This is a genomic window from Xanthobacter dioxanivorans (assembly GCF_016807805.1).
In the GTDB taxonomy this organism is placed as follows: domain Bacteria; phylum Pseudomonadota; class Alphaproteobacteria; order Rhizobiales; family Xanthobacteraceae; genus Xanthobacter; species Xanthobacter dioxanivorans.
Genome location: NZ_CP063362.1, coordinates 1492867 through 1515844 on the forward strand (window position 1 = coordinate 1492867; position 22978 = coordinate 1515844).

A 22978-nucleotide genomic window follows, 5' to 3' on the forward strand; every position below is an offset into this window, starting at 1 on the left:
CCCTGACTTAGCGGCCCATGCCCATGGCGAAGATGGTGATCATCACCAGGATGATCGCCAGGAACTGGAACAGCACGCGCAGCTGCATGAGCCGCTGCGAGCGCTGCGGCGAGCCGCCCGAGGCGAAGTTGAACAGGCCGAGGAACAGGACGCCCGCCACCAGCAGCAAAGCGAGCGGGATGAAGAGATAGATGGACCAGTGGAGCATGTCGGCCACCCCTTGGTGCGGACGCTTGATGCGGACCTTCGCGCAGCGCATTGGCGCGGTGCGCCGCCTCAGTTGAGGACGACGATGGCCGCGTTCAGCGTCGAGGCGTAGCACACCCAGGCGAGATAGGGCACCAGCAGCCCGCCGGCGGTCCGGTCCACCCGGAACGCCGCGCGCACCGCGAGCGCCAGTACGACGATGAGGACGGCGATGACGGCGAGGCCGGCGCGCGGCGCGTGCAGGCCGAAGAACACCGGCGACCATAGGGCGTTCAGCGCGAGCTGGGCCAGGAAGAGGCGGATGGCCGTGCTCCGCTGCTGCGACGGCGGCACGCGGTCCCACAGCCGGAACAGCGCCAGCCCCATCAGCAGATAAAGCACGCTCCAGGCCACGGGAAAGGCCGGGTTGGGCGGCGTCCAGGCCGGCTTCACGAGACCCTGGTACCAGCCCGGTATGGCCGGCGCCGTCACCGCCCCGCCCACCAGCGCCACCGCCGCCACCAGCAGCAGGCAGCCGAGCAGGCGCAGCCGCGCGCGGGCGCAGGGCGAGAGGGAGGGGGTGTGGATCAGGGACATGGCACGCACATGGCTGGCTCCGCCACCGTGATGCCCCGGACAAGCCCGGCCATGACGGCGGTGGAGGAAGGGCGCCGCTCGATCTGAATCTCGATCCGCGCTAGGTGGCGATGTGGCGGCTGATCTCGTCCACCGGCAGCTTCACCAGGTCCTTGGCGATCTCGCCGTCTATGCACGCCTTCACCTTCGCGCTCAACACCTCGCGCAGGGTGCCGAGGGCCCTGGGCGGGGCGACGAGAAGGATGCGCGGCGCCTCCCCCGCGCTCACCATCTCGCCCAGGCGCCCGGCGACCCGCCCGAGAAAGGCCACCTCGGCCTGCAGGTGCAGGTCGGTCTCCTCGGTCGCGCTGCGGGCGACGGTGGCGGATTCGTGCACCCGGCCGGGCCGGTCGGTGCCGAGCGCGGCAGTGCTGGGGTGAGGCTCAGCGAAGCTTTCCAGCACCGTGAGGCGCGGCGCCGTCGCGACGCCCAGGTCGGCCAGCACGACGGCCTTGGCGCCGTCACACACCACCACGAGGCGGTGCGCCTTGTCGTACTTCGTCATCCGAGCCTCCTTGTTCTGTTGGTTTCAGCATTGCACCGACTGCGCGCCCCGCCTTGACCGGGGTCAAGCGACCCACGCCGCCCGCCTGCGACGGAGTGCGCCGCCGGCCTGTGTTGCCTTGCGGGAGGGGGCATGAGAGCATTGAAATTCAGCGTTTTCCGGGCGGCGCATCCGCCCGGTGAAGGCCGGCCGCCGGCAGCGGCCGGGAAAGGGGTTCGCGATGCCTTTCCTCGTCAGATTCCTGGTGCGGCACGCCGGGATCGGCGTCGGCGTGGCCGCGATCTTCGTCGCGCTCCTCGTCGTCCTCGACGTGGCCCACCTCGGCACGCTCCTCGCCACCTCGCCGGACGGCCTGCTTGCGGTTGGGGTGCTCACGTTCGCCCTCGGCCTCACCTTCGGGAGCGTGCAGATGGGCTTTGCCGTGATGCTCCTCGGCGCCCGCGACGAGCCCCCGTCCGGCCGGGGCAGCCGGCTGACGCGGCTGGTGCCGCGCCACGCCCGCGTGACCGCCGGCCGCTGAAGAGCCGGCAGGGCGCGCGCCGCCCGGCGCCGGGAGCCGGAAGCGGCGGGCCGGGATGGGCCGGAGAGGGCGCCTGGCACCATTTCACCCGCAGCGGTCCGGTGATATAGGAACGTTCTAATAAAATGACGGCGGGCCGGGTTTCCACCGCCCGCACAACGCCCGGATCGCCATGACCGTCCCACCGTCACTCGACGCGGCGCTCTCCCCGCCGCGCGTCGGCCTGTTCTGCACCTGCCTCGTGGACACCATCCGTCCCTCGGTGGGATTTGCGGCGGCAAAGCTGCTGGAGGAAGCCGGCTGCGAGGTGGAGGTCCCGCTCCAGACCTGCTGCGGCCAGCCCGCCTTCAATTCCGGCGACCGCGCCACGTCCCGCGCGCTGGCCGAGCAGGTGATCTCGGCCTTCGAGAATTTCGACTATGTGGTCGCCCCTTCCGGGTCCTGCGCCGGCATGATCAAGGCCCACTATCCGGAGCTCTTCACCGGCGAGCCCGACTGGACCGGCCGGGTGGACCGCTTCTGCGCCAAGGTGTTCGAGCTCGTCTCCTTCCTGGTGGACGTGCGCGGCGTGACCCATGTGGACGCAGCTTACCCTGGCACCGCCACCTATCACGACAGCTGCTCGGGCCTGCGCGAGCTGGGCGTGAAGGGGCAGCCGCGCCGGCTGCTGGCCTCGGTGGACGGCCTCGCTCTGGTCGAGATGCAGGACGCGGACACCTGCTGCGGGTTCGGCGGCACCTTCTGCGTGAAGTATCCCGACGTCTCCAACGCCATCGTGGAGAAGAAGACCACCAACATCGTCGCCTCGGGGGCGGACACCCTGATCGCCGGCGACCTCGGCTGTCTCATGAACATGGCGGGCAAGCTCCAGCGCGAGGGGCGCGCCGTCGCGGTGCGCCATGTGGCCGAGGTGCTCGCCGGAATGGGCGCCGAGCCCGCCCTCGGCATGCCGGCGACGGTGGAGGCGCGGGCGGAGACGGCGAGGGCGAAACGATGAGCGTCGAGATCACCTCCCCGCACTTCAAGGCCAACGCGCGCGAGGCCCTTGCCGACGCGCCGCTGCAGCAGGCCCTCGCCAAGGTCGGCCCCGGCTTCATCGGCAAGCGCGCCGCCGCCGCCGGGAAGCTGCCCGAGTTCGAGGCCCTGCGCGACAGCGCGCGGGACATCAAGGACCATACGCTGGCGCACCTCGACCTCTATCTGGAACGCTACGAGGCCAAGGTGAAGGAGGCCGGCGGCCACGTGCACTTCGCCGTGGACGCGGCCGAGGCGCGCGACATCATCACCCGGATCTGCCGCAGCCTCGACGCGAAGACCGTCACCAAGGGCAAGAGCATGATCTCCGAGGAGATCGGCCTCAACGACCACCTTGAAGCCGCCGGCATCGAGCCGGTGGAGACGGACCTCGGCGAATATCTCATCCAGATCCGCGGCGAGGCGCCCTCGCACATCATCGCCCCCGCCATCCACCTCAACAAGGAGCAGGTGGAAGCCGACTTCCGGCGGGTGCACACGCACCTCTCGCCCGCGCGCAACCTCTCCGAGCCCACCGCGCTGCTGGCCGAGGCGCGCGGCGAGCTGCGCCAGCGCTTCCTCGCGGCGGACGTGGGCATCACCGGGGCCAACTTCCTGGTGGCGGAGACCGGCACCTCCATCATCGTCACCAACGAGGGCAACGGCGACCTCACCCAGACCCTGCCCAAGGCGCACATCGTGCTCGCCTCGCTGGAGAAGCTGGTGCCGACCCTGGAGGACGTGAGCCAGCTGCTGCGCGTGCTGGCCCGCTCGGCCACGGGCCAGGAGATGAGCGTCTACACCACCTTCTCCACCGGCCCGCGCCGCCCCGACGACGTGGACGGGCCGGGCGAATACCACGTGGTGATCCTCGACAACGGCCGCTCCGGCATGCTCGGCGGGCAATTGCGCGAGATGCTGCGCTGCATCCGCTGCGGCGCCTGCATGAACCATTGCCCGGTCTATCACGCGGTCGGCGGGCACGCCTACGGCTGGGTCTATCCCGGCCCCATGGGCGCGGTGCTCACGCCGTCCCTGATCGGCATCGAGAAGGCCGCCAACCTGCCCAACGCCTCCACCTTCTGCGGCCGCTGCGAGGAGGTGTGCCCGGTGCGCATCCCGCTGCCCAAGCTGATGCGGCACTGGCGGGAAAAGGAGTTCGAGCGCCACCTCACGCCGGCGCCGCAACGCTTCGGCCTGGCGGTCTGGGGCTTCTTCGCGCGGCGCGGCTGGCTCTACCGGCCGGCGACCCGCCTCGCCATGGGGATGCTGGCCCTCGCCGGGCGGCGCAAGGGGCGCTTCGCCTCCCTCCCCCTCGCCGGCGGCTGGACCCGCCACCGCGACTTCCCCGCCCCGGAGGGCGGCACCTTCCAGGCCCAGTGGCGCGCCCGCAAGGCGGCGGAAGCCGACGCGCGCGCCGCCAAGGGAGCGGCCCGATGACCTCCTCGCGCGATACCGTCTTCGCTTCCGTCCGCCGCGCGCTCGGCGTCACCTCCCGCGAGGCGCCGCGCCTGCAGGAGGTGGGCGACCGCATCGCCGGCCACCCGCGCGGGCTCGTCCCGGCCCGGGCGCAGGTGCCGCCGGCCGAGTGCATCGCCCTGTTCAAGGAGATGGTCCTGGCCGCGGCGGCCAGCATCGATCACCTGCCGTCGGCGAATCAGGTGCCGGCCGCCGTCGCCGCCTACCTGCGCGGACGCAACCTGCCGCCGACCATCCTGCGCGGCGCCGATCCCCGGCTCTCCGCCCTGCCGTGGGGACAGGAGCCCAATCTCGACGTGTGGATCGGCCCGTCCGACGGGCGCCAGCTCGCCGGCCTCTCCCACGCCTTCGCCGGCATCGCCGAATCGGGAACGCTGGTGATGCTGTCCGGCCCGGACAATCCGAGCACGCTCAACCTGCTGCCCGACCATCACCTGGTGGTGGTGGACGCGGCCGACGTGACCGCCGACTACGAGACCGTGTGGGGACGCATCCGCGCGCGCTTCGGCGCGGGCATCATGCCGCGCACGGTCAACTGGATCACCGGCCCCTCCCGCTCGGCGGACATCGAGCAGACCCTGCTTCTGGGCGCCCACGGCCCGCGCAGCCTGCACGTTCTGCTGGTGGGCGAGCCGGTCTGACGCCGGGAGCGCCGGAGCCCGGCGCCGGCCTCGGATGCTTTCCGTTACGCCAGAGACATGATGCAGCAACGCCACGCGGCCGCGAAAAATGGGCCCCCCGGCGCGGGATGCTGCGCCGGTTAACCATTCGGTTGTTGCCCGGGGCGGGTTTTGGCGGCAGAAATCCGCCATCATCAAGGACGGTGACACATGAAGTCCGGCTTGCGCTTGATTCTGGCGTTGCTTGCAGCGCTCGTCGTTTTCTGTGCGGTGGAGCCGGCCTCGGCCCAGCAGTCCCGGGGCCATGTCTATTTGCTGCGCGGCCTCGCCAACGTGTTCTCCCTGGGCATGGATGACCTTGCCGCGAAGATGAACGCCCGCGGCATCCGCGCCTCGGTGCACGAGTACGGCCAATGGGCCTCCCTCGCCGACGCCGCCGCGGCAGAGAGCCGGGCCAACGGCAACGCCCCCATCATGATCATCGGTCACTCGCTCGGGGCCGATGCCGCCGTGGAGATGGCCGAGCGGCTGACCGCCCTGGGCACCCCGCCCAAGCTGGTGGTGACCTTCGATCCGGTGGGCGTCACCCAGGTCGGGCCGTCGCTGGGCTATTTCGTGAACTACTACCAGTCCAACAACGGCTACGGAAAGCGGCTGACCGCCGCCGCGGGCTTCCGCGGCAACATCGTCAACCGCAACCTCAACGCCCTCGGCAACATCGATCACTTCAACATCGAGAAGTCGCCGCGGCTGCATGAGGAGGTCATCAGCCAGGTGCGGTCGATGACGGTCAAGCCGAAGCCCAAACCCAAGCCGGCGGCGCCCACGGAGCCTGCGGCCCCCGCCGCTCCCGGCACCCAGGCCGCCACCAAGCCCGGCGCGCCGGGCTGAGGCGCCACACCCGCGCGGAGCCGCCAGGGGCCTCGTCCCTGTCGTGAATATCTCGCGCCGGGCTATGCCAGCCCCACTATGCCAGCCCCAGGGCGCGTATTCCGGCAGCCGTCGCCATGGCCGCCAGCACCGCGGCGAAGTCGCTGCCGGTGAGCTTGGCGGCGAGGAAGGCGGCGGCGAGGCCGCCCAGCATGGCGCGGTCACCATGCACCGCCCCCGGCGCCAGCAGCGCCACCAGCACCGCCCCCGGCAGGCAGTCGAGCACCCGCCGCACCCGCGGCGTCACCGGGATCAGCCGCATGGCCAGGTAGCCCACCGACCGGTTGAAGGCGGTGGCGAGGGCCATCACGCAGATGGCGACGATGGTTCCGGCGTCAGCGTCCATCTTCGGTAAACCCACCCGCGAGCGCGCCGGCCAGCGCGCCGACGACGATGAACCACCAGCCCGGCAGCAGGAACGAGACGGCGACGGACACGATCGCCGCCACCCCCCATCCCACCGCCTCGCGCCGGCCCTTCCAGTTGGGCAGCAGCATGGCGACGAAGAAGGCCGGCACCACGAGATCGATGCCCACCGCCTTCGGGTCTGGAATGCCGCCGCCGATCACGTGCCCCACCATGGTGGCGAGCACCCAGACCACCCAGGTGAGCAGGCCGGAGCCGACGAAGAAGCCCGCATCCCGCCCGCCCTCGGCGTGATAGCGCAGCGTCGCCGCCCAGTTGTTGTCGGCCAGCAGCATCAGGGCCGGATAGACCTGCCACGCCGGCAGCGGCGCGAGCCAGGGGCGAAGGGACGCCGCCATCAGCACGTGGCGCATGTTCACGGTGAAGGTCAGGAAGCCGAGGGCGAGCAGCGTCCCCAGGGTCCAATGTTCGGTCCAGCCCTCCAGCGCCACCATCTGGGCGAGGCCGGCGAAGATGAGGCCGCTGGAAAGCGTCGCCTCCAGCAGCGAAAACCCCTTCTGGACGCTCGCCGCGCCGAAGGCCATGCCGAACGCGGCGATGCCCGGCATGAGCGGCAGCATGGTGCGGGCGCCTTCGAGGGCGACGGCGAAGGTGATGGGGACGTGGGCGGGCTTGGTCATGTGCGGGGGCGGGGGGCAGAAGAATCGCGGGGTGTGCGTCGCGGCATACAGCCTTTTCTCCCGCCGGAACAGGATGGCCCACCCGTTTTCGGCAGGCCCGGCGCGCAGGGGTCGGGCCGGCGGGCGGGTCCGCGAGCGGGCCTGCGGCTCACCCGTGCCCGGGATCGAGCAGGTGGGACAGGCCCTCGTCCCAGGGCGGCACGCCACCATGCACCTGGCCGTAGAGGGCGGCCAGGTGGTCGATGAAGACGCGCACCTTCTGCGGCAGGAAGCGCCGCGAGGGATAGACCGCGAACAGGCCCACCCGGCGCGAGGCGTGCCAGCGCGGCAGCACCACCCTCAGCGCGCCCGAGCGCAGCTCCGGCCCCACATCCCAGGTGGAGCGCAGCGCGATGCCCACGGAGGCGAGCACCGCCTCGCGCACCACCTCGTTGGAATTGGTGCGCAGCTGGGAATGCACGCGCAGCGTCACCGACCCGTCCGGCCCCTCCAGCCGCCACGGGTCCTGGCCGTGGGTGGCGAGCAGCACGTGGTCGGAGAGGTCGGCGATGTGCTGCGGCTCCCCGGCGCGGTCGAGATAGGCCGGCGTCGCGCACAGCACCCGGTGGACCGGGGCGAGGCGGCGCGCCACCAGGCTCGAATCGTCGAGGTCGGCGATGCGCACGGCCACGTCGAAGCCCTCGCCGACGATATCCACGAACGAATCGGAGAGCTCGAGATCGATGGTGAGGCCGGGATTTGCGGCCAGCAGCGGCAGTAGGTGCGGCGCGATATGCAGCCGCCCGAACGAGGTGGGCGCCGACACCCGGAGCAGGCCGCGCGCCTCGGTGGACTTGCGGGCGAGCTGGCTCTCCGCCTCCTCGATGGAGGCGAGGATGGCCACCACCCGCTCGTAGAAGCCCTGCCCCGCCTCGGTGAGGGTCACCTTGCGGGTGGTGCGCTGGAACAGCCGCGCGCCGAGCCGCTCCTCCAGCCGCTGCACCCGCTTCGACACCACCGGCGGCGACAGGCCCATCTCCCGCCCGGCCGCCGAGAGGCTGCCGGCCGTAACGATGCGGGCGAAGATTTCAAGGTCACCGAGATTGCCGATCATCCGCCGGGCCGCCTCCCGTACCGGTCTTGAGGCCGATTGTTTTGGATCGTGACGTCATCTTTATCCGCAGGGGAAACAATCCGCGACGTTTTTTCCCGCTGAACCGATTATAGTTGCTCCAACAAGAACGGCCTCAAGGGACGCCGACATGACGGGAACAGCTCCGGGCCTCAGGCTTCCGGAAGCGGACGCGCGGGTCCTCGCCCGCCGGGAGGAGATCGTCGCCAGCCTCCGGGCCCTCGTGCCCGGCGAGGGCGTCATCGCCCATGAGCGGGAGATGCGCCCCTACGAATCGGACGCGCTGACGGCCTACAGGCAACTGCCCCTCGTGGTGGTGCTGCCGAGCACCGTCGAGCAGGTGGCGGCGGTTCTCAAATATTGCCACGACAACGAGATCCGCGTGGTGCCGCGCGGCTCCGGCACGTCGTTGTCCGGCGGGGCGCTGCCGCTTCAGGATGCGGTGCTGCTCGGCATGGGCAAGTTCAGCCGCATCCTCGACATCGACACCGACAACCGCTGCGCCGTGGTGCAGCCGGGGGTGACCAACCTCGGCATCTCCAAGGCGGTGGACCATCTCGGCTTCTACTATGCGCCCGATCCCTCCTCGCAGATCGCCTGCTCCATCGGTGGCAACGTGGGGGAGAATTCCGGCGGCGTGCACTGCCTGAAATACGGGCTCACCACCAACAACGTGCTCGGCGTCGAGATGGTGCTGATCACCGGCGAGATCGTGCGCCTCGGCGGCAAGCACCTGGATGCCGGCGGGCTCGACCTGCTGTCGGTGATCATCGGCTCCGAGGGACTGCTGGGCGTGGTCACCGAGGTGACGGTGCGCCTGCTGAAGAAGCCGGACACCGCCCGCGCTTTGCTGGTGGGCTTTCCCACCTCGGAGGATGCCGGGGAGTGCGTGGCCAAGATCATCGCCGGCGGCATCATCCCGGCGGCCATCGAGATGATGGACAGGGACGCCATCGCCGCCGCCGAGGCCTTCGTGAACGTGGGCTATCCCCTCGACGTGGAAGCCCTGCTCATCGTCGAGCTGGACGGGCCGGAGGCCGAATGCGCCCACCTGCTGGAGGAGGTGACGCGCCTCGCCAAGGGCTGCAACTCGGTCACCCTGCGCGTCTCCACCAGCGAGGCCGAGCGCCTCGGCTTCTGGGCCGGGCGCAAGGCGGCGTTCCCGGCGGTGGGGCGCCTGTCGCCCGATTACCTGTGCATGGACGGCACCATCCCGCGCCGCCAGCTGCCGTTCGTGCTCGCCCGCATGCGCGAGCTGTCGGCGCAGTACGGCCTGCGCGTCGCCAACGTGTTCCATGCCGGCGACGGCAACCTGCATCCGCTGATCCTCTACGACGCCAACGCCCCGGGCGAGCTGCACGCGGCGGAGAGCTTCGGCGCCGACATCCTGCGCCTGTGCGTGGAGGTGGGCGGCGTGCTCACCGGCGAGCACGGGGTGGGGGTGGAGAAGCGCGACCTCATGCCCACCATGTTCAACGAGGTGGACCTGGCGCAGCAGCTGCGCCTGAAATGCGCCTTCGACGACAAGAGCCTGCTCAATCCCGGCAAGGTCTTCCCGACGCTCTACCGCTGCGCCGAAATGGGCCGCATGCACGTGAGCGGCGGCGCCCTGCCTTTTCCGGACCTGCCGCGCTTCTAGCGCGCCGCCCATCCGAGGCCATTTCATGAGCGACATCATCGCAGCGCGCGACGAGGCGGAGGTCGCGGACGCAGTCCGCTCCACCCTCGGCGCCGGCAAGACCCTTGAGATCCGCGGCCATGGCTCCAAGCGTGCCCTGGGCCGCCCGAGCCAGACCGACCTGACCCTCGATCTGTCCGCCCTTTCCGGCGTCACCCTCTACGAGCCGGAGGAGCTGGTGCTCTCCGCCCGCGCCGCCACGGCCCGCGCCGACATCGAGGACATGCTGGCGGCGAGCGGGCAGATGCTCGCCTTCGAGCCCATGGACCTCGGCCCCCTGCTGGGCGGCCCGGCCGGCGCCGGGACCCTCGGCGGGCTGTTCGCGGTCAATTTCTCCGGTCCCCGCCGCATCAGCCACGGCGCGGTGCGCGACCATGCGCTGGGCATCAAGGCGGTGTCCGGCCGCGGCGAGCCGTTCAAGTCCGGCGGGCGGGTGGTGAAGAACGTCACCGGCTACGACCTGCCGCGCCTGATGGCAGGCGCCTTCGGTACCCTGTGCATCGCCACCGAGGTCACGCTGAAGGTGCTGCCCCGCCCGCCCATGGCGGAGACGGTGGTGGTGCGCGTGGCCTCTCCCGAGGCTGCCGCGGCCGCGCTCTCCGCCGCCATGGGCTCGTCCTGCGAGGTCTCCGGCGCGGCCTTCCTGCCGGAAGGGGTGGCCGGGCGCATTCCCGGCCTGTCGGGCTCCCCCGCGGTGGTGACGCTCCGGCTGGAGGGCGTGGCACCGTCCATCGCCGCGCGGCGGATCATGCTGCGCGACGTGCTGGCGCCGTTCGGTGCGGCCGACGTGATCGAGGCGGACGCCTCCCATGCCCTGTGGCTGGCGGTGCGGGACGTCGCGCCGTTCTGCGGCCTCGGCGAGCGCTCGGTCTGGCGGATCTCCACCCGTCCCACCGCCGGCCCCGCTCTGGCCGCCCGGCTCGCGGCCGACCTGGGCGGCGAGGCCTATTGCGACTGGGCCGGCGGCCTCATCTGGCTGTGCCTGCCCGGCGATGCTGCCCACGCCGAGGCGGTGCGCGCGGCGCTGGCGCCGCAGGGCGGACACGCCACCCTGGTCCGCGCCAGCGCGGCGGAGCGCGCCCGCACGGCGGTGTTCCAGCCCCTCGAAGGCGCGCTCGCGGCGCTGACCAAGCGGGTAAAGGAAAGCTTCGACCCCGGCCTGGTGCTCAATCCCGGCCGCATGCATGCGGGGATGTGAGATGGCGCGCTCGTGCCTTTTCCCGCCCCCGTTCCCGCCCTTCACCCTGTCCCGCTTTCACGGCTGAGCGTCCATGCAGACCCACTTCTCCCTCGCCCAGCTGGCCGACCCGCACATCCAGGACGCGGACAGGATCCTGCGCGCGTGCGTCCATTGCGGCTTCTGCACCGCCACCTGCCCCACCTACGTGCTGCTGGGCGACGAGCTCGACTCACCGCGCGGGCGCATCTACCTCATCAAGGACATGCTGGAGAACGGCCGGCCGGCGACGACCGAGGAGGTCAAGCACATCGACCGCTGCCTCTCCTGCCTGTCCTGCATGACCACCTGCCCCTCGGGCGTGAACTACATGCACCTGGTGGACCAGGCCCGCGTCCATATCGAGAAGACCTATTCGCGCCCCGCCGCCGACCGGCTCATCCGCACCCTCCTGGCCAAGGTGCTGCCCTATCCGGACCGGTTCCGCCTCGCCCTCATGGGGGCGCTGGCGGGCAAGCCGTTCGCCGGGCTGCTGGCGAAGGTGCCGGCGCTGAAGCCGCTGGCCGCCATGCTGCGCCTGTCCCCCGGCATGCCCCACGGCCGCAGCGCCGCCGATGCGCCCGGCGTGCACAAGGCGCAGGGCGCGCGGCGTGCCCGCGTCGCGCTGCTGCGCGGCTGCGCCCAGCCGGTGCTCGACCCCGGCATCGACGCGGCCGCCATCCGCCTGCTCACCCGCCTGGGGGTGGAGGTGGTGCGGGTGAAGGGCGAGGGCTGCTGCGGCGCGCTGGTGCACCACATGGGGCGCGAGGCGGAGGCCCACGCCTTCGCCCGCACCAATGTGGATGCGTGGATCCGCGAGATGGAGGGCGAGGGCCTCGACGCCATCCTCGTCACCACCTCCGGCTGCGGCACGCCCATCAAGGACTACGGGCACATGCTGCGGCTCGACCCGGCCTATGCCGGCAAGGCGGCGCGGGTCTCCGCCATCACCCGCGACATCAGCGAGTTCCTGGTGACGCTGGACGTGCCGAGGGCAACGGCGCCGCTGGGCCGGCGGGTCGCCTACCACTCGGCCTGCTCGCTCCAGCACGGGCAGAAGGTGAAGGCCCCGCCGGTGGAGCTGCTGCGCGCCGTGGGCTTCGAGGTGGTGGAGCCGTTCGACGCGCATCTGTGCTGCGGCTCCGCCGGCACCTACAACATGCTGCAGAGCGAGATCGCCGGCCAGCTCAGGGACAAGAAGGTGCAGACGCTGGAGGCGCTGAAGCCCGACATGATCGCCGCCGGCAACATCGGCTGCCTGACGCAGATCGGCTCCGGCACGGGCATCCCCGTGGTGCACACGGTGGAGCTGATCGACTGGGCCACGGGCGGCCCAGCGCCGGCCGGCATCACCGCTCCGGCACAGGCGGCCTGAGGATTGTTGCCGTATGGGCAAAGACCATGTGCGAACCCGGTCAATAGACCTTCGTCGCATGCGACGTTTCGTGCCCAGCCGCATTGAGATACAGGATCGGGCACCGGGCAGGCACTTCGGCGTGCCGCCTGCGGCCACCCACACGGAAATAAAGATGCCTGCCCCCTTCGATCTCACCCTCTACCTCGTCACCGACCCGCGCCTCGTCGCGGCGCGCGGGCTTCTGGCGACGGTCGAGGCGGCGGTGAGGGGCGGCGCCACCCTGGTCCAGCTGCGCGATCCGCAGGCCCACGGCCGGGCCCTGGTGGAGCAGGCGCGGGCGCTCAAGGCCCTGCTCGCGCCGCTGGGCATCCCGCTCATCATCAACGACCGGGTGGACGTGGCGGTGGCGGCGGACGCCGACGGCGTCCATCTCGGGCAGGACGACCTCGGCCCCGCCGACGCCCGCGCCCTGCTCGGGCCGCATCGCATCCTCGGCCTGTCGGTGGGCAACCCGGCGGAATATGCGGCGTCCGACCTGTCGGGCGTCGATTATCTCGGCGTCGGCCCGGTCACCGCCACCGGCACCAAGGCCGACGCCGGCGCCGCCATCGGCGCCGCCGGCGTCGCCGCGGTGCGGGCGCTGACGCGGCTTCCCATCGTCGGCATCGGCGGCATCCATGCGGCCCTCGCGCCCGAGGTCATCCGCGCCGGGGCGGACGGCGTGGCGGTGGTCTCCGCCATCTGCGCCGCGCCCGATCCGCAGGCGGCCGCCCTGGCCCTGAAACAGGCCGTCACGGCCGCCCGCTGACCCCTTTAGCGGCCGGCGCGCTTCAGGCACCCGGCCGACGTATCCGCGTAAAGCCACGCGTTCACACAGGAGAACCGACATCATGTCGTCCCCCGCGCCCACGACCGCTCCCGAATCCGCCTCCACGTCCGGCATCGAGGTCATCGGCGCCTTCGAGCCGCGCTTCGAGGAAATCCTCACCCCCGAGGCGCTCGCCTTCGTCGCCGCGCTGCATCGCGCCTTCAACCCCACCCGCAAGGCCCTGCTCGCCCGCCGCGCCGAGCGCCAGGTGGCGTTCGACAAGGGTGAGCTGCCCGACTTCCTGCCCGAGACCGCGCCGATCCGCGCCGCCGACTGGACCATCGCCGACCTGCCCGCCGACCTCCTCGACCGGCGCGTCGAGATCACCGGCCCGGTGGACCGCAAGATGATCGTCAACGCGCTGAACTCCGGCGCCAAGGTGTTCATGGCCGATTTCGAGGACGCCTCCTCGCCGGTCTGGGCCAACATGATCGAGGGCCAGCTCAACCTGAAGGACCGCTGGGCCGGCGCCATCGATTTCACCGATGCCGGCAACGGCAAGGCCTACAAGCTCGGGCCGAACCCGGCCGTGCTGATCATCCGCCCGCGCGGCTGGCACCTGCCGGAAGCCCACGTGCTGGTGGACGGCGAGGAAGTCTCCGGCGCCCTGTTCGACTTCGGCCTCTACGTCTTCCACAACGCCAAGGCGGCGCTGGCGCAGGGCTCCGGCCCCTATTTCTATCTGCCCAAGACCGAGAGCCACCTGGAAGCCCGGCTGTGGAACGACGTGTTCACCGCCACCGAGACCGCGCTCGGCCTCCCCCACGGCACCATCAAGGCCACCGTGCTGATCGAGACCCTGCCCGCGGTCTTCGAGATGGACGAGATCCTCTACGAGCTGAAGGATCACATGGCGGGCCTGAACATCGGCCGCTGGGACTACATCTTCTCCTTCATTAAGCGACTGGGGAAGAACGACCGCTTCCTCACCCCCGACCGGGCCCGCATGGTGATGAGCGAGGCTTTCCTGAAGGCCTATGGCGCGCTGCTGGTGAAGACCTGCCACCGCCGCAACGCCTTCGCCATGGGCGGCATGGCGGCGCAGATCCCGGTGAAGGGCAATCCGGAAGCCAACGCCGCCGCCTTCGCCAAGGTGAAGGCGGACAAGGAGCGCGAGGCCGCTTCCGGCTGCGACGGCACCTGGGTCGCCCATCCGGACCTGGTGCCGGTGGCGCTGGAGGTGTTCGACCGCCTCATGCCCGCCGCCAACCAGCGCGAGGTGACCCGCGCCGACGTGAGCGTGAGCCGCGACGACCTGCTGGAGGTGCACACGGGCACCCGCACCGAGAACGGCCTGCGCGAGAACATCCGCGTCGGCGTCCAGTATATCGAGGCGTGGCTGCGCGGGCGCGGGGCGGTGCCGCTCTACAACCTCATGGAGGATGCGGCCACCGCCGAGATCAGCCGCGCGCAGGTGTGGCAGTGGATCTATCTCGGGGCGACGCTGGAGGACGGGCGCACGGTGACGGGCGAGCTGTTCAAGGCGCTGCTGGCGGACGAGATGGCCAACCTGCGCTCGGTGCTGGGGCCGGAAGTCTATGATTCCGGCCGCTTCCCGGAGGCGATCAAGCTGTTCGCCGACATGACCCTGGCGGACACCTTCGAGGAGTTCCTGACGCTTCCGGCCTACCGCCTGATCGCGTGATCGCGCGAGGCGCGGGCCAAATCCCGCGCCTCGTACCCTGCGCCCCGCTCCCGGCGCCTCGCGTCCTGACGGCGCCCCTTCACCCCCGTCCGCCGGGCCGGGCCGGCGGCACGCTCTGGGCCTCGCGGGTGCGCACGAAGGTCCAGATGACGCGCGGCGTGCGTGCCACCTCGCCGGCCAGCACCAGCTGGGCCGTGCGCCGGGGCCCGCCCGCCGCCGCCAGATACACGCTCTCCTCCACCCCGAGCGGCACATGCGGCGCGGCGAACGCCCAGGCCTCGCCGTTGGGCAGGCTCAAAAGCGCCGTGTGCGGATCGTCGAGGCGCTCCACGCTGACCGACGGATGCAGGTGGAAGCGGATGGCGAAGGCCTCGGACGGCAGCGCCTCACCCTCCTCGGCAGGCTTGAACACGTCCTCGCCGTCGAGCCGGTTGCCCTCCGCCGCGAGGCGCCAGGAGCGCTGGTGGATGACGCCGAACCCCTGGGCATAGCCGTCGTGGCTGGTGCGCAGCAGGATGGCGTTGTTGCGGGTGCCGCGCTGCACCTCCACATGCTTCGGCCCGGCCATGATGGGCGCGCCGAAGATGCGCGTCATCTTCGCGCCGTTGAGGAAGCGGCAGGACGAGGTATCGGCGATCACCGCGGTGGAATGGGCGGCGGTGGAACGGGCCACCTGCCGCCACATCTCGCGATGCACCTCCGGCACGCCGCAATTGACCACGATGCGGTGGCGCGCCGAGGAGAACTCGAAGGCGAGGCAGCTCGCATGCGCCTCCCAGCTCGCCCGCACCGGCGGCGGCGGGCCGGTGTCGGCGATCACCATGAGGGCGCGGGCATCGAGCCGCTGGTAGCCGGAATAGGGCGCGTTCGCCACCGGCGCGCCGCGCGCGTCGTCGAAGGCGAGGATGGTGGCGAGCTGGTCCGCCGCCGTGTGCCCCATGCCGTGGAAATGCGCGAAGGCGCCATCGCCGTGCCGGAAGAAGCGCAGCATGGGCATCATCCGGTCCACCGCGTTCATCAGCGCCGGCGGCGCCGGCTGGTTGCGCGCGGTGAAGGCCTGGCGGAGCGGCAAAAGATCGAGCAGCAGCTCGATGAGCATGCCGGGATTGCGGGTGAGCGGGCCGCCGTCCGGCAGGATCTGCCGGTCGAGCTCCTCGGACAGGCGCTTCTGCGCCGCCTTCAGGAGCCGCCCCTGGTCGGACATGCACAGGCCGGCGAAGACGAGGGCGGTGACCGCCAGCATGCGCGGATGGCCGTCCGGCGCGTCGTTCGCCACCCGGCGCAGCTGGCGCACCTGGCGGGCCAGCGAGCGCATGAAACGGCGGTAGAAGTCGTGCTCGGCGTCCTGCAGCAGGAAGGTGGCCTGGGTGAGCCAGGAAATGATGCGCCGCGCCGCCACGTCCGGGCGCGCCGCCACCGCCTTGGCCTTGCCGGGGTCGCGCATGAAGTCGCCCACCAGGGCGCGGGCATTGGCGCGGGCGATGGTGGTGCCGGCGGACTTCAGGTGACGCAGCCAGCCGAAGCCGTGCAGGGCCTCCGCCCATTCGACCGAGGGCGGCACCAGCTCGAACGGGGTGCGCCCGTCCAGCATCATCACCTTGCCGGCGAAGGCGAAGCGGCCGGAATAGATCTCCGCGGCCAGGGTCGCGTCGCCGGTGCGCAGGTCCTGGGGGGCGATGAGCAGGCGCTCGGGCACCGGCACCGGCACATAGCCGAGGGCCATGGCGCGGCCGCCGAGGCGCGCGAGCACGGTGCCCGACCACAGCTCCGCGAGCAGGGTCGCAAGGCGCGTGCGCTCGGCAAGGCTGCCTCGGCTCACGGATCTCCCCGGTTTGCGCGCGAGCCCCTTCGCCATGGCCGCGAGGGGCCCCGCCGATCCATTCCAGATGCGCATGCCTGTGTCTTCACCGCCCCGTTGGCCTCCGGCGGATGGCCCGCGCCGCGCCGGGTCAGGCGATGCGGCGCAGGCGGGCGGCGAAGAAGCCGTCGAGACCCGACCGCTCCGCCTCCCCCCGCATCCAGTGACTGGGTAGAGTGCGCACATCCCCTTGAGGAGTTATGAACGGATCGAGGCCTTCCACCTCCCCCGGCGCCAGCGGCGCGCGGACGATGTCGCTGCGGGCGGCCAGGAGCCGTTCCACCTGCGCCTCCCCCTCCTCCGGCTCCAGCGAGCAGGTGGAATAGACGAGGGTGCCGCCCGGCTTCACCAGCCCGGCCGCATGGTCGAGCAGGCGCGCCTGGACGGCGGCGAGGCTGACGAGGTCGATCGGCCGCTTGGCGACGGCGATGTCCGGATGCCGGCGCAGGGTGCCGGTGGCCGAGCACGGGGCGTCCAGCAGCACGGCGTCGAACGGACCGCCGGAAAACGCGGCGGCATCCGCCTCCACCACCTGGGCGGACAGGCCGAGCCGGTCCAGATTCTCCCTCAGCCGGGCGAGGCGGTGGGCGGAACGGTCCACCGCGGTCACCCGCGCCCCGGCCACCGCCAGCTGGGCCGTCTTGCCGCCCGGGGCCGCGCACAGGTCCGCCACGTCGCGGTCTTTCACCGCGCCGAGGAGGCGGGCCGGCAGGGCCGCTGCGGCATCCTGCACCCACCAGGCGCCTTCTGCGAAGCCGGGCAGCGCCCGCACCGGCCCGGCCTGGAGGATGCGCACGGTGCCGGTGGGCAGCACCTCGCCGGACAGGCGCTCGGCCCAGAGGGCGGGATCCGCCTTCACCGTGATGTCGAGGGGCGGCTCCACCCGGTGCATGGCGGCGATGGCGCGGGCGGTGTCGCGCCCGTAGGCGGCGATCCAGCGCTCGCGCATCCAGTCCGGCGTGTCGGCGAAGTCGGTGTCGAGCCCGCCGGCCTGCGCCTCCTGCTCGCGGATGAGGCGGCGCAGCACGGCGTTGACCAGGCCGGCGAAGCCCGCGGTGGTGCGCTCGGCCCGCGCGACATCGACGCTGAGGCCGACCGCCGCATGGTTGGGAACGTCCATGAACAGGATCTGCGTCGCCCCGGCCAGCAGCACGGATTCCAGGCGCGGCGCCGACTTGGGCAGGCCGCGCTCCATCAGCCGGCCGAGCAGCCCCCGCAAGGTGCCGAGGCGGCGCAGGGCGGTGGCGACGATGCGGTAGGCGAGCGCGCGGTCGCGCGGGTCGAGCCCGGCCGGCGCAACCTCCAGCGCCTCCTCCAGCGCGGCACCGTGGCGCAGCACCGCCTCCAGGCCCTCCACGGCGAGGGCGCGGGCGGCAAAGCCTGGCGCCGCGGTAGCCGGGGATGGGGCGGCGCCGGGGCGGCGGGGCGGGCGGGACGATCGGTTCGGCTGTTTCATCGCCCAAGGTAGAGCACGAACGGCGCGCCGCCGCCAACGCCTTTGCCTTGCCTCGCAAGCCCCGATCCCGTAAGACGCATGGGTAACGCCCCGGACCAAAGCCGGGGCTTTCCTTTGTGCGCGCGGGCCTTCACGCCTCGATTTCGGGGACGCCCGCGCCGGTCGAGGAGGCACCTCCGCGTGGCCAATGTGGTCGTGGTCGGCTCCCAGTGGGGCGACGAAGGCAAGGGCAAGATCGTCGATTGGCTCTCCGAGCAGGCGGACGTGGTGGTCCGCTTCCAGGGGGGCCACAATGCCGGCCATACGCTGGTGGTCGGCGGCGTCACCTACAAGCTGTCCCTTTTGCCCTCGGGCGTGGTGCGTCCCGGCAAGCTCTCGGTGATCGGCAACGGCGTGGTCCTCGACCCGCAGGCGCTGGTGGACGAGCTCTCCCGCCTTGCGGCGCAGGGGGTCGAGATCGGTCCCGACCGGCTGCGCATCGCCGAGACCACCCCCCTCATCCTGCCGCTGCACCGCGAGCTGGACGCCCTGCGCGAGAGCGCGACCACGGTCGGCTCCCGCATCGGCACCACCAAGCGCGGCATCGGCCCGGCCTACGAGGACAAGGTGGGGCGCCGCGCCATCCGCCTCGTGGACCTCACCGATCCCTCCACCCTGCCGGCCAAGGTGGATCGGCTGCTGACCCACCACAATCTCATCCGCCGCGGCCTCGGCATGGAAGAGGTGGACGGCGCGGTGCTGGTCGCGGAGCTGCTCGCCATCGCCCCCAAGGTCCTGCCCTTCATGGACCGGGTGTGGGAGCTGCTCGACAAGGCCCGGCGCGAGGGCAAGAAAATCCTGTTCGAGGGGGCGCAGGGCGCGCTGCTCGACATCGACCACGGCACCTATCCCTATGTGACCTCCTCCAACACGGTGGCGGGATCGGCGGCGAGCGGCACCGGCATCGGCCCCGGCGCGCTCGATTACGTGCTCGGCATCACCAAGGCCTACACCACCCGCGTCGGCGAGGGCCCCTTCCCCACCGAGCTCACCGACGATGTCGGCCAGACCCTCGGCAGCAAGGGCCGCGAGTTCGGCGTCGTCACCGGCCGGCCGCGCCGCTGCGGCTGGTTCGACGCCGTGCTGGTGCGCCAGACGGTCCGCACCTGCGGCATCCACGGCATCGCCTTGACCAAGCTCGACGTGCTGGACGGCTTCACCGAGCTGAAGGTCTGCGTCGGCTACATGGTGGACGGCAAGGAGGTGGACTACCTGCCGGCCGAGAGCGGCGCCCAGGCGCGGGCCGTGCCCATCTACGAGACCATGGAAGGCTGGCAGGATTCCACCGCCGGCGCCCGCTCGTGGGCGGACCTTCCCGCCGAGGCGGTGAAATATGTGCGGCGGGTGGAGGAGCTGATCGGCTGCCCGGTGGCGGTTCTGTCCACCAGCCCCGAGCGCGACGACACCATTCTCGTGCATAATCCCTTTCAGGCATAAATGAGCACACCGCTCGAAGGCGACACCTAGGCTCCGATGGCTGACTACTACCCGCTCCTGGTCCGCGCGATATCGAGCCTGCCTCAGAAGACGGCGGAGGGGCGCAAGGCCGTCTACGACCGTGCCCGCACCGCATTGATGCGGCAGCTGCGCGGCGTGGACCCGCCGCTTCCCGAGGGCGAGATCACCCGGGAGCGCATGGGCCTCGAGGAGGCGATCCGGCGCCTCGAGGCCGAGTTCGCGCAGCAGGACAATGCCAGCCCTGCCGTTCCCGAGGCGGACGACGACGAGCCGGAGGACGCGCCGGCCGCTCCGCCCGTGGCCCGGCGCCCGATCGCCGCTCCGCCCGAATCGCCCCTGCCCCCTCCTTCGCCGGCCACCGACCCGGCCCGCGCCGCGCCTGGCCCCTCTGCCGCGCCAGGCCCTGCCACCCCAGGCCCCGCCGCGCCCCAGCGCTCGGGCCGGGGCCTGCCGCTGCGCAACCGCGAGGAGGCCGACGAGGAAGCCGCCTCCGACCGCCGGCCGCCCATGCGGCGCGGCGAGGTGCGCAGCCGTGGCCCCGCCGGCACGGCACGCCGCCCCGCGCACCGCGAAGGCGGCATCTCCTGGCAGAAATTCACCCTGTGGACGCTGGTCGCGCTGGTGGTGGTGGTCGGCATCGCCGTGGCGGTGCTCAATCGCGATGCCCTTCTCGGCGGCGGCGATACCCGCCCGAGCCCGCCGGCCGCGGGGGGCGCCAGCTCCGACCAGCCCAAGATCGCTGATCGTGTCGCCCCGGCGGCGGGTGACAGCGCCCGCCGGGCCCCGTCCGCGCCGCGCCAGAGCGCCGGGGGTACCGGGCGCGCCATGCTGATCGAGGAAAGCTCGGGCAGCACCACGCCCCAGACCTTCGAAGGCACCGTCACCTGGAAGACCGAGACGGTGAACGCCGGCCCGGGCCTGCCGCCCGATATCGCCCTGCGCGGCGACGTCACCATCCCCGAGCGGCAGATGTCCATGAGCTTCGTGCTCCAGCGCAATGCGGAGCAGACGCTGCCGGTGTCCCACACCATCGAATTGAAGTTCTCGCTACCGGAGAATTTCCCGTTCGGCGGCGTCGCCAGCCTCGCCGCCGTGCGCATGCGGCCGAACCCGCAGGCCCAGGGCGCGCCGCTCTCCGGCGTGCCGGTGCGGCTGAACCCGACCACCTACGTGCTCGGCCTGTCCCAGGCGGCCGCGGACCGGCAGCGCAACGTGACGCTGCTGCAGGGCTTCCAGTGGCTCGACGTGCTGTTCGTCTATGCCAACGGCAAGAAAGCGGCGCTGACCTTCGAGAAGGGGCCGGTGGGCGAGCAGGCGTTCAACGACGCCTTTTCCGCATGGGGCGAGCTGGTCCAGCGCCCGGCAGCCGCACCCGCCCAGCAGAACGGCGGCTAGAGCATGCGCCGATCGGCTTGCATCGCCAGCTGATCGGATAACGCGGTCTCTATCTTTAAATTAGAGCGCGGATCGAGATTCAGATCGACCGGCGCCAACGGGGCGGTGTGGATGCCCGGGACAAGCCCGGGCATGACGGCGGCCGACGAAAAGCGCGGAAGAAGAATGCGGACACTGAAGGTCGATCCGCACTAAGGCCGGCCGCGGGCCCGGAAATCCGTTTCGCCGCTTCCGTTTCGCCACCCGAGCCCGACGATGCCGAACGCCCGCGCGCCGGCGTTTCGCGTGGTGTCGCCTTGTGGCGACACCGGCTGTGGCGACAACGGCTGTGGCGAAAAGACTGCGGCGACCAGTGCTGCATGTGACGGGGACGGGCCCAGTCAACCCGAAGACCGGCAACCCGGCGATCTGCAACCCGGCGCAGGGCCGCGGGCCGGCTCAGTTCGCCAGCTGCCGCTCGGCGATGAAGGCGTGCAGCGCCTCTTCCGTCATGGGCCGGCCGAGATAGAAGCCCTGCACCTCGTCGCAGCAATCCGCCTTGAGATGCTCGAGCTGGCTTTGCGTCTCCACCCCCTCCGCCACCACCTGGAGGCCGAGCGCCCGGCCGAGGCCGAGAATGGCCTGGACGATGGCCAGCGCCCCCTTGCTGTGGTCCAGGTCGCCCACGAAGCGGCGGTCGATCTTGAGCGCGTCGAACGGGAAGGTGCGCAGATAGCCGAGGGAGGAATAGCCGGTCCCGAAGTCGTCCATGGACAGGCGCACGCCGAGATCCTTGAGCCGGGCGAGGATGTCGAGGGCCTTCTCGGTGTTCTCGATGAGCACGCTCTCGGTGATCTCCAGCTCGAGGCGATGCGCCGGCAGGTCGGTGGCCTTGAGGGCGGATGCCACCGTCGCCACCAGCTCCCCGCCGCGGAACTGGACCACGGAGACATTCACCGAGACGTTGAGCGCCGGCAGCCGGGAAATGGTGTCGCACGCCTTGCGCAGCACCCATTCGCCGAGGGGAATGACGAGCCCGCTCTTCTCCGCCAGCGGCACGAAATCATCCGGCACCAGCCGGCCCAGCTGCGGATGGTCCCAGCGGATCAGCGCCTCGACGCCGAGCAGCTCCAGCGTCCGGGCATCGCAGCGCGGCTGGAACAGCAGCACGAACTCGTTGGCGGTGATGGCGCGCCGCAGGTCGCCTTCCAGCGTGCGCCGGCCGGCGAGCGCCTCGTTCATGTCGACGGCGAAGAAGCAGCAGCCGCCCGGCCCCTCGTCCTTCGCCCGCGCCAGGGCGAGGTCGGCGCAGCGGGCCAGCGCCTCGGCGTCATCGGCGTCGAGGGGCGACAGGGCGATGCCGATGTCCGCCTGCGGATAGGCGACGGCGCCCGACGGCAGGGTGACGGGCACGCTCAGCGCCGCCTGAATGCGCCGGCAGAGCCCCTCCACCGCCTTCACCCCGGCAAGGCCGGTGGCGACCAGCATGAACTCGTCTGCCCCCACCCGGGCGACGAGGTCATTGTCGCGCACGCATCGCCGGATGCGCCGCGCCGTCTCGGCCAGGACCAGATCGCCGGCGGTGAGGCCGAAGGTCTCGTTGATATGCCGGAAATTGTCGATGTCGAGGGAGAAGACGGCGAGCGAACGCTGGCCCTCCTGCGGCGAGCTGAGCGCTCCCGCCAGGAACTCCATCATCAACAGGCGGTTCGGCAGGCTGGTCACCGGGTCGTGCAGGGCAAGATATTCCGATTTCCAGGGACCTCCCGCAGCGTCATCGGCGTCGGTCACCATCACACATACCAATCATTCCGCCTGTCGACCTCCCGGCCGACCCGATGGACCGGTCCCGCGCGCCGCAGACGCTTATTGCCTCCCTGCCCCCAGGCGCGGCCCTCGGATCAGACCCCGGAGAGGCCGAAATCCCTGAACACTGTGCGTCCTGCCCGCGCCGGTCGCAATAGGGATATCGCCGCAAGCTC

21 protein-coding genes are annotated in these 22978 nt (G+C 71.4%); 12 read left to right on the forward strand and 9 right to left on the reverse strand.

Annotated features, from left to right (window positions below):
- Window positions 1-7 precede the first annotated feature (7 nt).
- The 3 genes from EZH22_RS07135 to EZH22_RS07145 form a co-directional block, all read right to left on the reverse strand.
- Window positions 8-208, reverse strand: a complete 201-nt coding sequence (locus EZH22_RS07135; RefSeq protein WP_203196430.1) for a twin transmembrane helix small protein — start codon at window positions 206-208, stop codon at window positions 8-10.
- 68 nt (window positions 209-276) lie between these two features.
- A complete protein-coding gene (locus EZH22_RS07140; RefSeq protein ID WP_203196431.1) occupies window positions 277-783 on the reverse strand; it encodes a TspO/MBR family protein in 507 nt (168 codons plus the stop codon).
- A gap of 100 nt (window positions 784-883) precedes the next feature.
- Window positions 884-1327, reverse strand: coding sequence for a host attachment protein (locus tag EZH22_RS07145; protein ID WP_203195010.1), 444 nt, complete (start codon window positions 1325-1327; stop codon window positions 884-886).
- A gap of 220 nt (window positions 1328-1547) precedes the next feature.
- Here EZH22_RS07145 and EZH22_RS07150 point away from each other — a divergent pair, with 220 nt between their 5' ends.
- From EZH22_RS07150 to EZH22_RS07170, 5 genes are all read left to right on the forward strand, one after another.
- Window positions 1548-1847 (forward strand): hypothetical protein, encoded by a 300-nt coding sequence (locus tag EZH22_RS07150; protein ID WP_203195011.1) that lies wholly within the window; start codon window positions 1548-1550, stop codon window positions 1845-1847.
- Window positions 1848-2019: 172 nt separating this feature from the next.
- A complete protein-coding gene (locus EZH22_RS07155; RefSeq protein ID WP_203195012.1) occupies window positions 2020-2844 on the forward strand; it encodes a (Fe-S)-binding protein in 825 nt (274 codons plus the stop codon).
- A complete protein-coding gene (locus EZH22_RS07160) occupies window positions 2841-4301 on the forward strand; it encodes a LutB/LldF family L-lactate oxidation iron-sulfur protein (RefSeq protein ID WP_203195013.1) in 1461 nt (486 codons plus the stop codon). The genes EZH22_RS07155 and EZH22_RS07160 overlap by 4 nt, the downstream gene beginning before the upstream one ends.
- Window positions 4298-4981 carry a LutC/YkgG family protein gene (locus EZH22_RS07165; RefSeq protein ID WP_203195014.1) on the forward strand — a complete coding sequence of 228 codons (684 nt, stop codon included), beginning with the start codon at window positions 4298-4300 and terminating at the stop codon, window positions 4979-4981. Before EZH22_RS07160 ends, EZH22_RS07165 begins: the two co-directional genes overlap by 4 nt.
- 189 nt (window positions 4982-5170) lie before the next feature.
- Complete coding sequence (locus EZH22_RS07170) at window positions 5171-5851, forward strand: thioesterase domain-containing protein (RefSeq protein ID WP_203195015.1); 681 nt, start codon at window positions 5171-5173, stop codon at window positions 5849-5851.
- A gap of 76 nt (window positions 5852-5927) precedes the next feature.
- Here EZH22_RS07170 and EZH22_RS07175 read toward each other — a convergent pair whose 3' ends face one another.
- From EZH22_RS07175 to EZH22_RS07185, 3 genes are all read right to left on the reverse strand, one after another.
- Window positions 5928-6236, reverse strand: a complete 309-nt coding sequence (locus tag EZH22_RS07175) for an AzlD family protein (RefSeq protein ID WP_203195016.1) — start codon at window positions 6234-6236, stop codon at window positions 5928-5930.
- Entirely contained in the window at window positions 6226-6936 is a 711-nt protein-coding gene (locus tag EZH22_RS07180) for an AzlC family ABC transporter permease (protein ID WP_203195017.1), read from the reverse strand. The genes EZH22_RS07175 and EZH22_RS07180 overlap by 11 nt, the downstream gene beginning before the upstream one ends.
- Before the next feature lie 148 nt (window positions 6937-7084).
- On the reverse strand, window positions 7085-8029 hold the full coding sequence (locus EZH22_RS07185; RefSeq protein WP_203195018.1) for a LysR family transcriptional regulator: 945 nt from the start codon (window positions 8027-8029) through the stop codon (window positions 7085-7087).
- Between the two features lie 148 nt (window positions 8030-8177).
- Between EZH22_RS07185 and EZH22_RS07190 the strand changes: the two genes are divergently transcribed.
- The 5 genes from EZH22_RS07190 to aceB all read left to right on the forward strand — a co-directional run bounded on the left by EZH22_RS07190 (window position 8178) and on the right by aceB (window position 14811).
- Window positions 8178-9686 carry an FAD-linked oxidase C-terminal domain-containing protein gene (locus EZH22_RS07190; RefSeq protein ID WP_203195019.1) on the forward strand — a complete coding sequence of 503 codons (1509 nt, stop codon included), beginning with the start codon at window positions 8178-8180 and terminating at the stop codon, window positions 9684-9686.
- A 25-nt stretch (window positions 9687-9711) separates the two neighbouring features.
- On the forward strand, window positions 9712-10923 hold the full coding sequence (gene glcE / locus EZH22_RS07195; RefSeq protein ID WP_203195020.1) for a glycolate oxidase subunit GlcE: 1212 nt from the start codon (window positions 9712-9714) through the stop codon (window positions 10921-10923).
- Window positions 10924-10996: 73 nt separating this feature from the next.
- Window positions 10997-12316 carry a glycolate oxidase subunit GlcF gene (glcF, locus tag EZH22_RS07200; RefSeq protein WP_203195021.1) on the forward strand — a complete coding sequence of 440 codons (1320 nt, stop codon included), beginning with the start codon at window positions 10997-10999 and terminating at the stop codon, window positions 12314-12316.
- 154 nt (window positions 12317-12470) lie between these two features.
- Complete coding sequence (thiE, locus tag EZH22_RS07205; RefSeq protein ID WP_203195022.1) at window positions 12471-13106, forward strand: thiamine phosphate synthase; 636 nt, start codon at window positions 12471-12473, stop codon at window positions 13104-13106.
- Window positions 13107-13188: 82 nt separating this feature from the next.
- Window positions 13189-14811: a malate synthase A gene (gene aceB / locus EZH22_RS07210; protein WP_203195023.1), complete on the forward strand. Its 1623-nt coding sequence runs from the start codon at window positions 13189-13191 to the stop codon at window positions 14809-14811.
- Window positions 14812-14890: 79 nt separating this feature from the next.
- Here aceB and EZH22_RS07215 read toward each other — a convergent pair whose 3' ends face one another.
- Both EZH22_RS07215 and rsmB read right to left on the reverse strand, forming a co-directional pair.
- On the reverse strand, window positions 14891-16666 hold the full coding sequence (locus EZH22_RS07215) for a heparinase II/III family protein (RefSeq protein ID WP_203196432.1): 1776 nt from the start codon (window positions 16664-16666) through the stop codon (window positions 14891-14893).
- A gap of 94 nt (window positions 16667-16760) precedes the next feature.
- Complete coding sequence (rsmB, locus tag EZH22_RS07220) at window positions 16761-18125, reverse strand: 16S rRNA (cytosine(967)-C(5))-methyltransferase RsmB (RefSeq protein WP_203195024.1); 1365 nt, start codon at window positions 18123-18125, stop codon at window positions 16761-16763.
- A gap of 180 nt (window positions 18126-18305) precedes the next feature.
- Between rsmB and EZH22_RS07225 the strand changes: the two genes are divergently transcribed.
- Window positions 18306-19601 (forward strand): adenylosuccinate synthase, encoded by a 1296-nt coding sequence (locus EZH22_RS07225; protein ID WP_203195025.1) that lies wholly within the window; start codon window positions 18306-18308, stop codon window positions 19599-19601.
- 36 nt (window positions 19602-19637) lie between these two features.
- Window positions 19638-21017 (forward strand): hypothetical protein, encoded by a 1380-nt coding sequence (locus EZH22_RS07230; protein WP_203195026.1) that lies wholly within the window; start codon window positions 19638-19640, stop codon window positions 21015-21017.
- 438 nt (window positions 21018-21455) lie between these two features.
- On the opposite strand, the gene EZH22_RS07235 is transcribed toward EZH22_RS07230, so the two are convergent.
- Window positions 21456-22790, reverse strand: coding sequence for a putative bifunctional diguanylate cyclase/phosphodiesterase (locus EZH22_RS07235; protein WP_203195027.1), 1335 nt, complete (start codon window positions 22788-22790; stop codon window positions 21456-21458).
- Window positions 22791-22978: the final 188 nt, after the last annotated feature.

Excerpts from the sequence above, each read along its gene's own strand:
- EZH22_RS07150 (WP_203195011.1), top strand. The coding sequence starts at position 1,548 with ATGCCTTTCCTCGTCAGATTCCTGGTGCGGCACGCCGGGATCGGCGTC.
- aceB (WP_203195023.1), top strand. The coding sequence starts at position 13,189 with ATGTCGTCCCCCGCGCCCACGACCGCTCCCGAATCCGCCTCCACGTCC.
- EZH22_RS07170 (WP_203195015.1), top strand. The coding sequence starts at position 5,171 with ATGAAGTCCGGCTTGCGCTTGATTCTGGCGTTGCTTGCAGCGCTCGTC.
- EZH22_RS07185 (WP_203195018.1), bottom strand. The coding sequence starts at position 8,029 with ATGATCGGCAATCTCGGTGACCTTGAAATCTTCGCCCGCATCGTTACG.
- EZH22_RS07180 (WP_203195017.1), bottom strand. The coding sequence starts at position 6,936 with ATGACCAAGCCCGCCCACGTCCCCATCACCTTCGCCGTCGCCCTCGAA.
- EZH22_RS07135 (WP_203196430.1), bottom strand. The coding sequence starts at position 208 with ATGCTCCACTGGTCCATCTATCTCTTCATCCCGCTCGCTTTGCTGCTG.
- EZH22_RS07190 (WP_203195019.1), top strand. The coding sequence starts at position 8,178 with ATGACGGGAACAGCTCCGGGCCTCAGGCTTCCGGAAGCGGACGCGCGG.
- EZH22_RS07140 (WP_203196431.1), bottom strand. The coding sequence starts at position 783 with ATGTCCCTGATCCACACCCCCTCCCTCTCGCCCTGCGCCCGCGCGCGG.
- rsmB (WP_203195024.1), bottom strand. The coding sequence starts at position 18,125 with ATGAAACAGCCGAACCGATCGTCCCGCCCGCCCCGCCGCCCCGGCGCC.
- EZH22_RS07215 (WP_203196432.1), bottom strand. The coding sequence starts at position 16,666 with ATGGCGAAGGGGCTCGCGCGCAAACCGGGGAGATCCGTGAGCCGAGGC.
- glcF (WP_203195021.1), top strand. The coding sequence starts at position 10,997 with ATGCAGACCCACTTCTCCCTCGCCCAGCTGGCCGACCCGCACATCCAG.
- EZH22_RS07175 (WP_203195016.1), bottom strand. The coding sequence starts at position 6,236 with ATGGACGCTGACGCCGGAACCATCGTCGCCATCTGCGTGATGGCCCTC.
- EZH22_RS07165 (WP_203195014.1), top strand. The coding sequence starts at position 4,298 with ATGACCTCCTCGCGCGATACCGTCTTCGCTTCCGTCCGCCGCGCGCTC.
- EZH22_RS07160 (WP_203195013.1), top strand. The coding sequence starts at position 2,841 with ATGAGCGTCGAGATCACCTCCCCGCACTTCAAGGCCAACGCGCGCGAG.
- glcE (WP_203195020.1), top strand. The coding sequence starts at position 9,712 with ATGAGCGACATCATCGCAGCGCGCGACGAGGCGGAGGTCGCGGACGCA.
- EZH22_RS07230 (WP_203195026.1), top strand. The coding sequence starts at position 19,638 with ATGGCTGACTACTACCCGCTCCTGGTCCGCGCGATATCGAGCCTGCCT.
- thiE (WP_203195022.1), top strand. The coding sequence starts at position 12,471 with ATGCCTGCCCCCTTCGATCTCACCCTCTACCTCGTCACCGACCCGCGC.
- EZH22_RS07145 (WP_203195010.1), bottom strand. The coding sequence starts at position 1,327 with ATGACGAAGTACGACAAGGCGCACCGCCTCGTGGTGGTGTGTGACGGC.
- EZH22_RS07155 (WP_203195012.1), top strand. The coding sequence starts at position 2,020 with ATGACCGTCCCACCGTCACTCGACGCGGCGCTCTCCCCGCCGCGCGTC.
- EZH22_RS07235 (WP_203195027.1), bottom strand. The coding sequence starts at position 22,790 with ATGGTGACCGACGCCGATGACGCTGCGGGAGGTCCCTGGAAATCGGAA.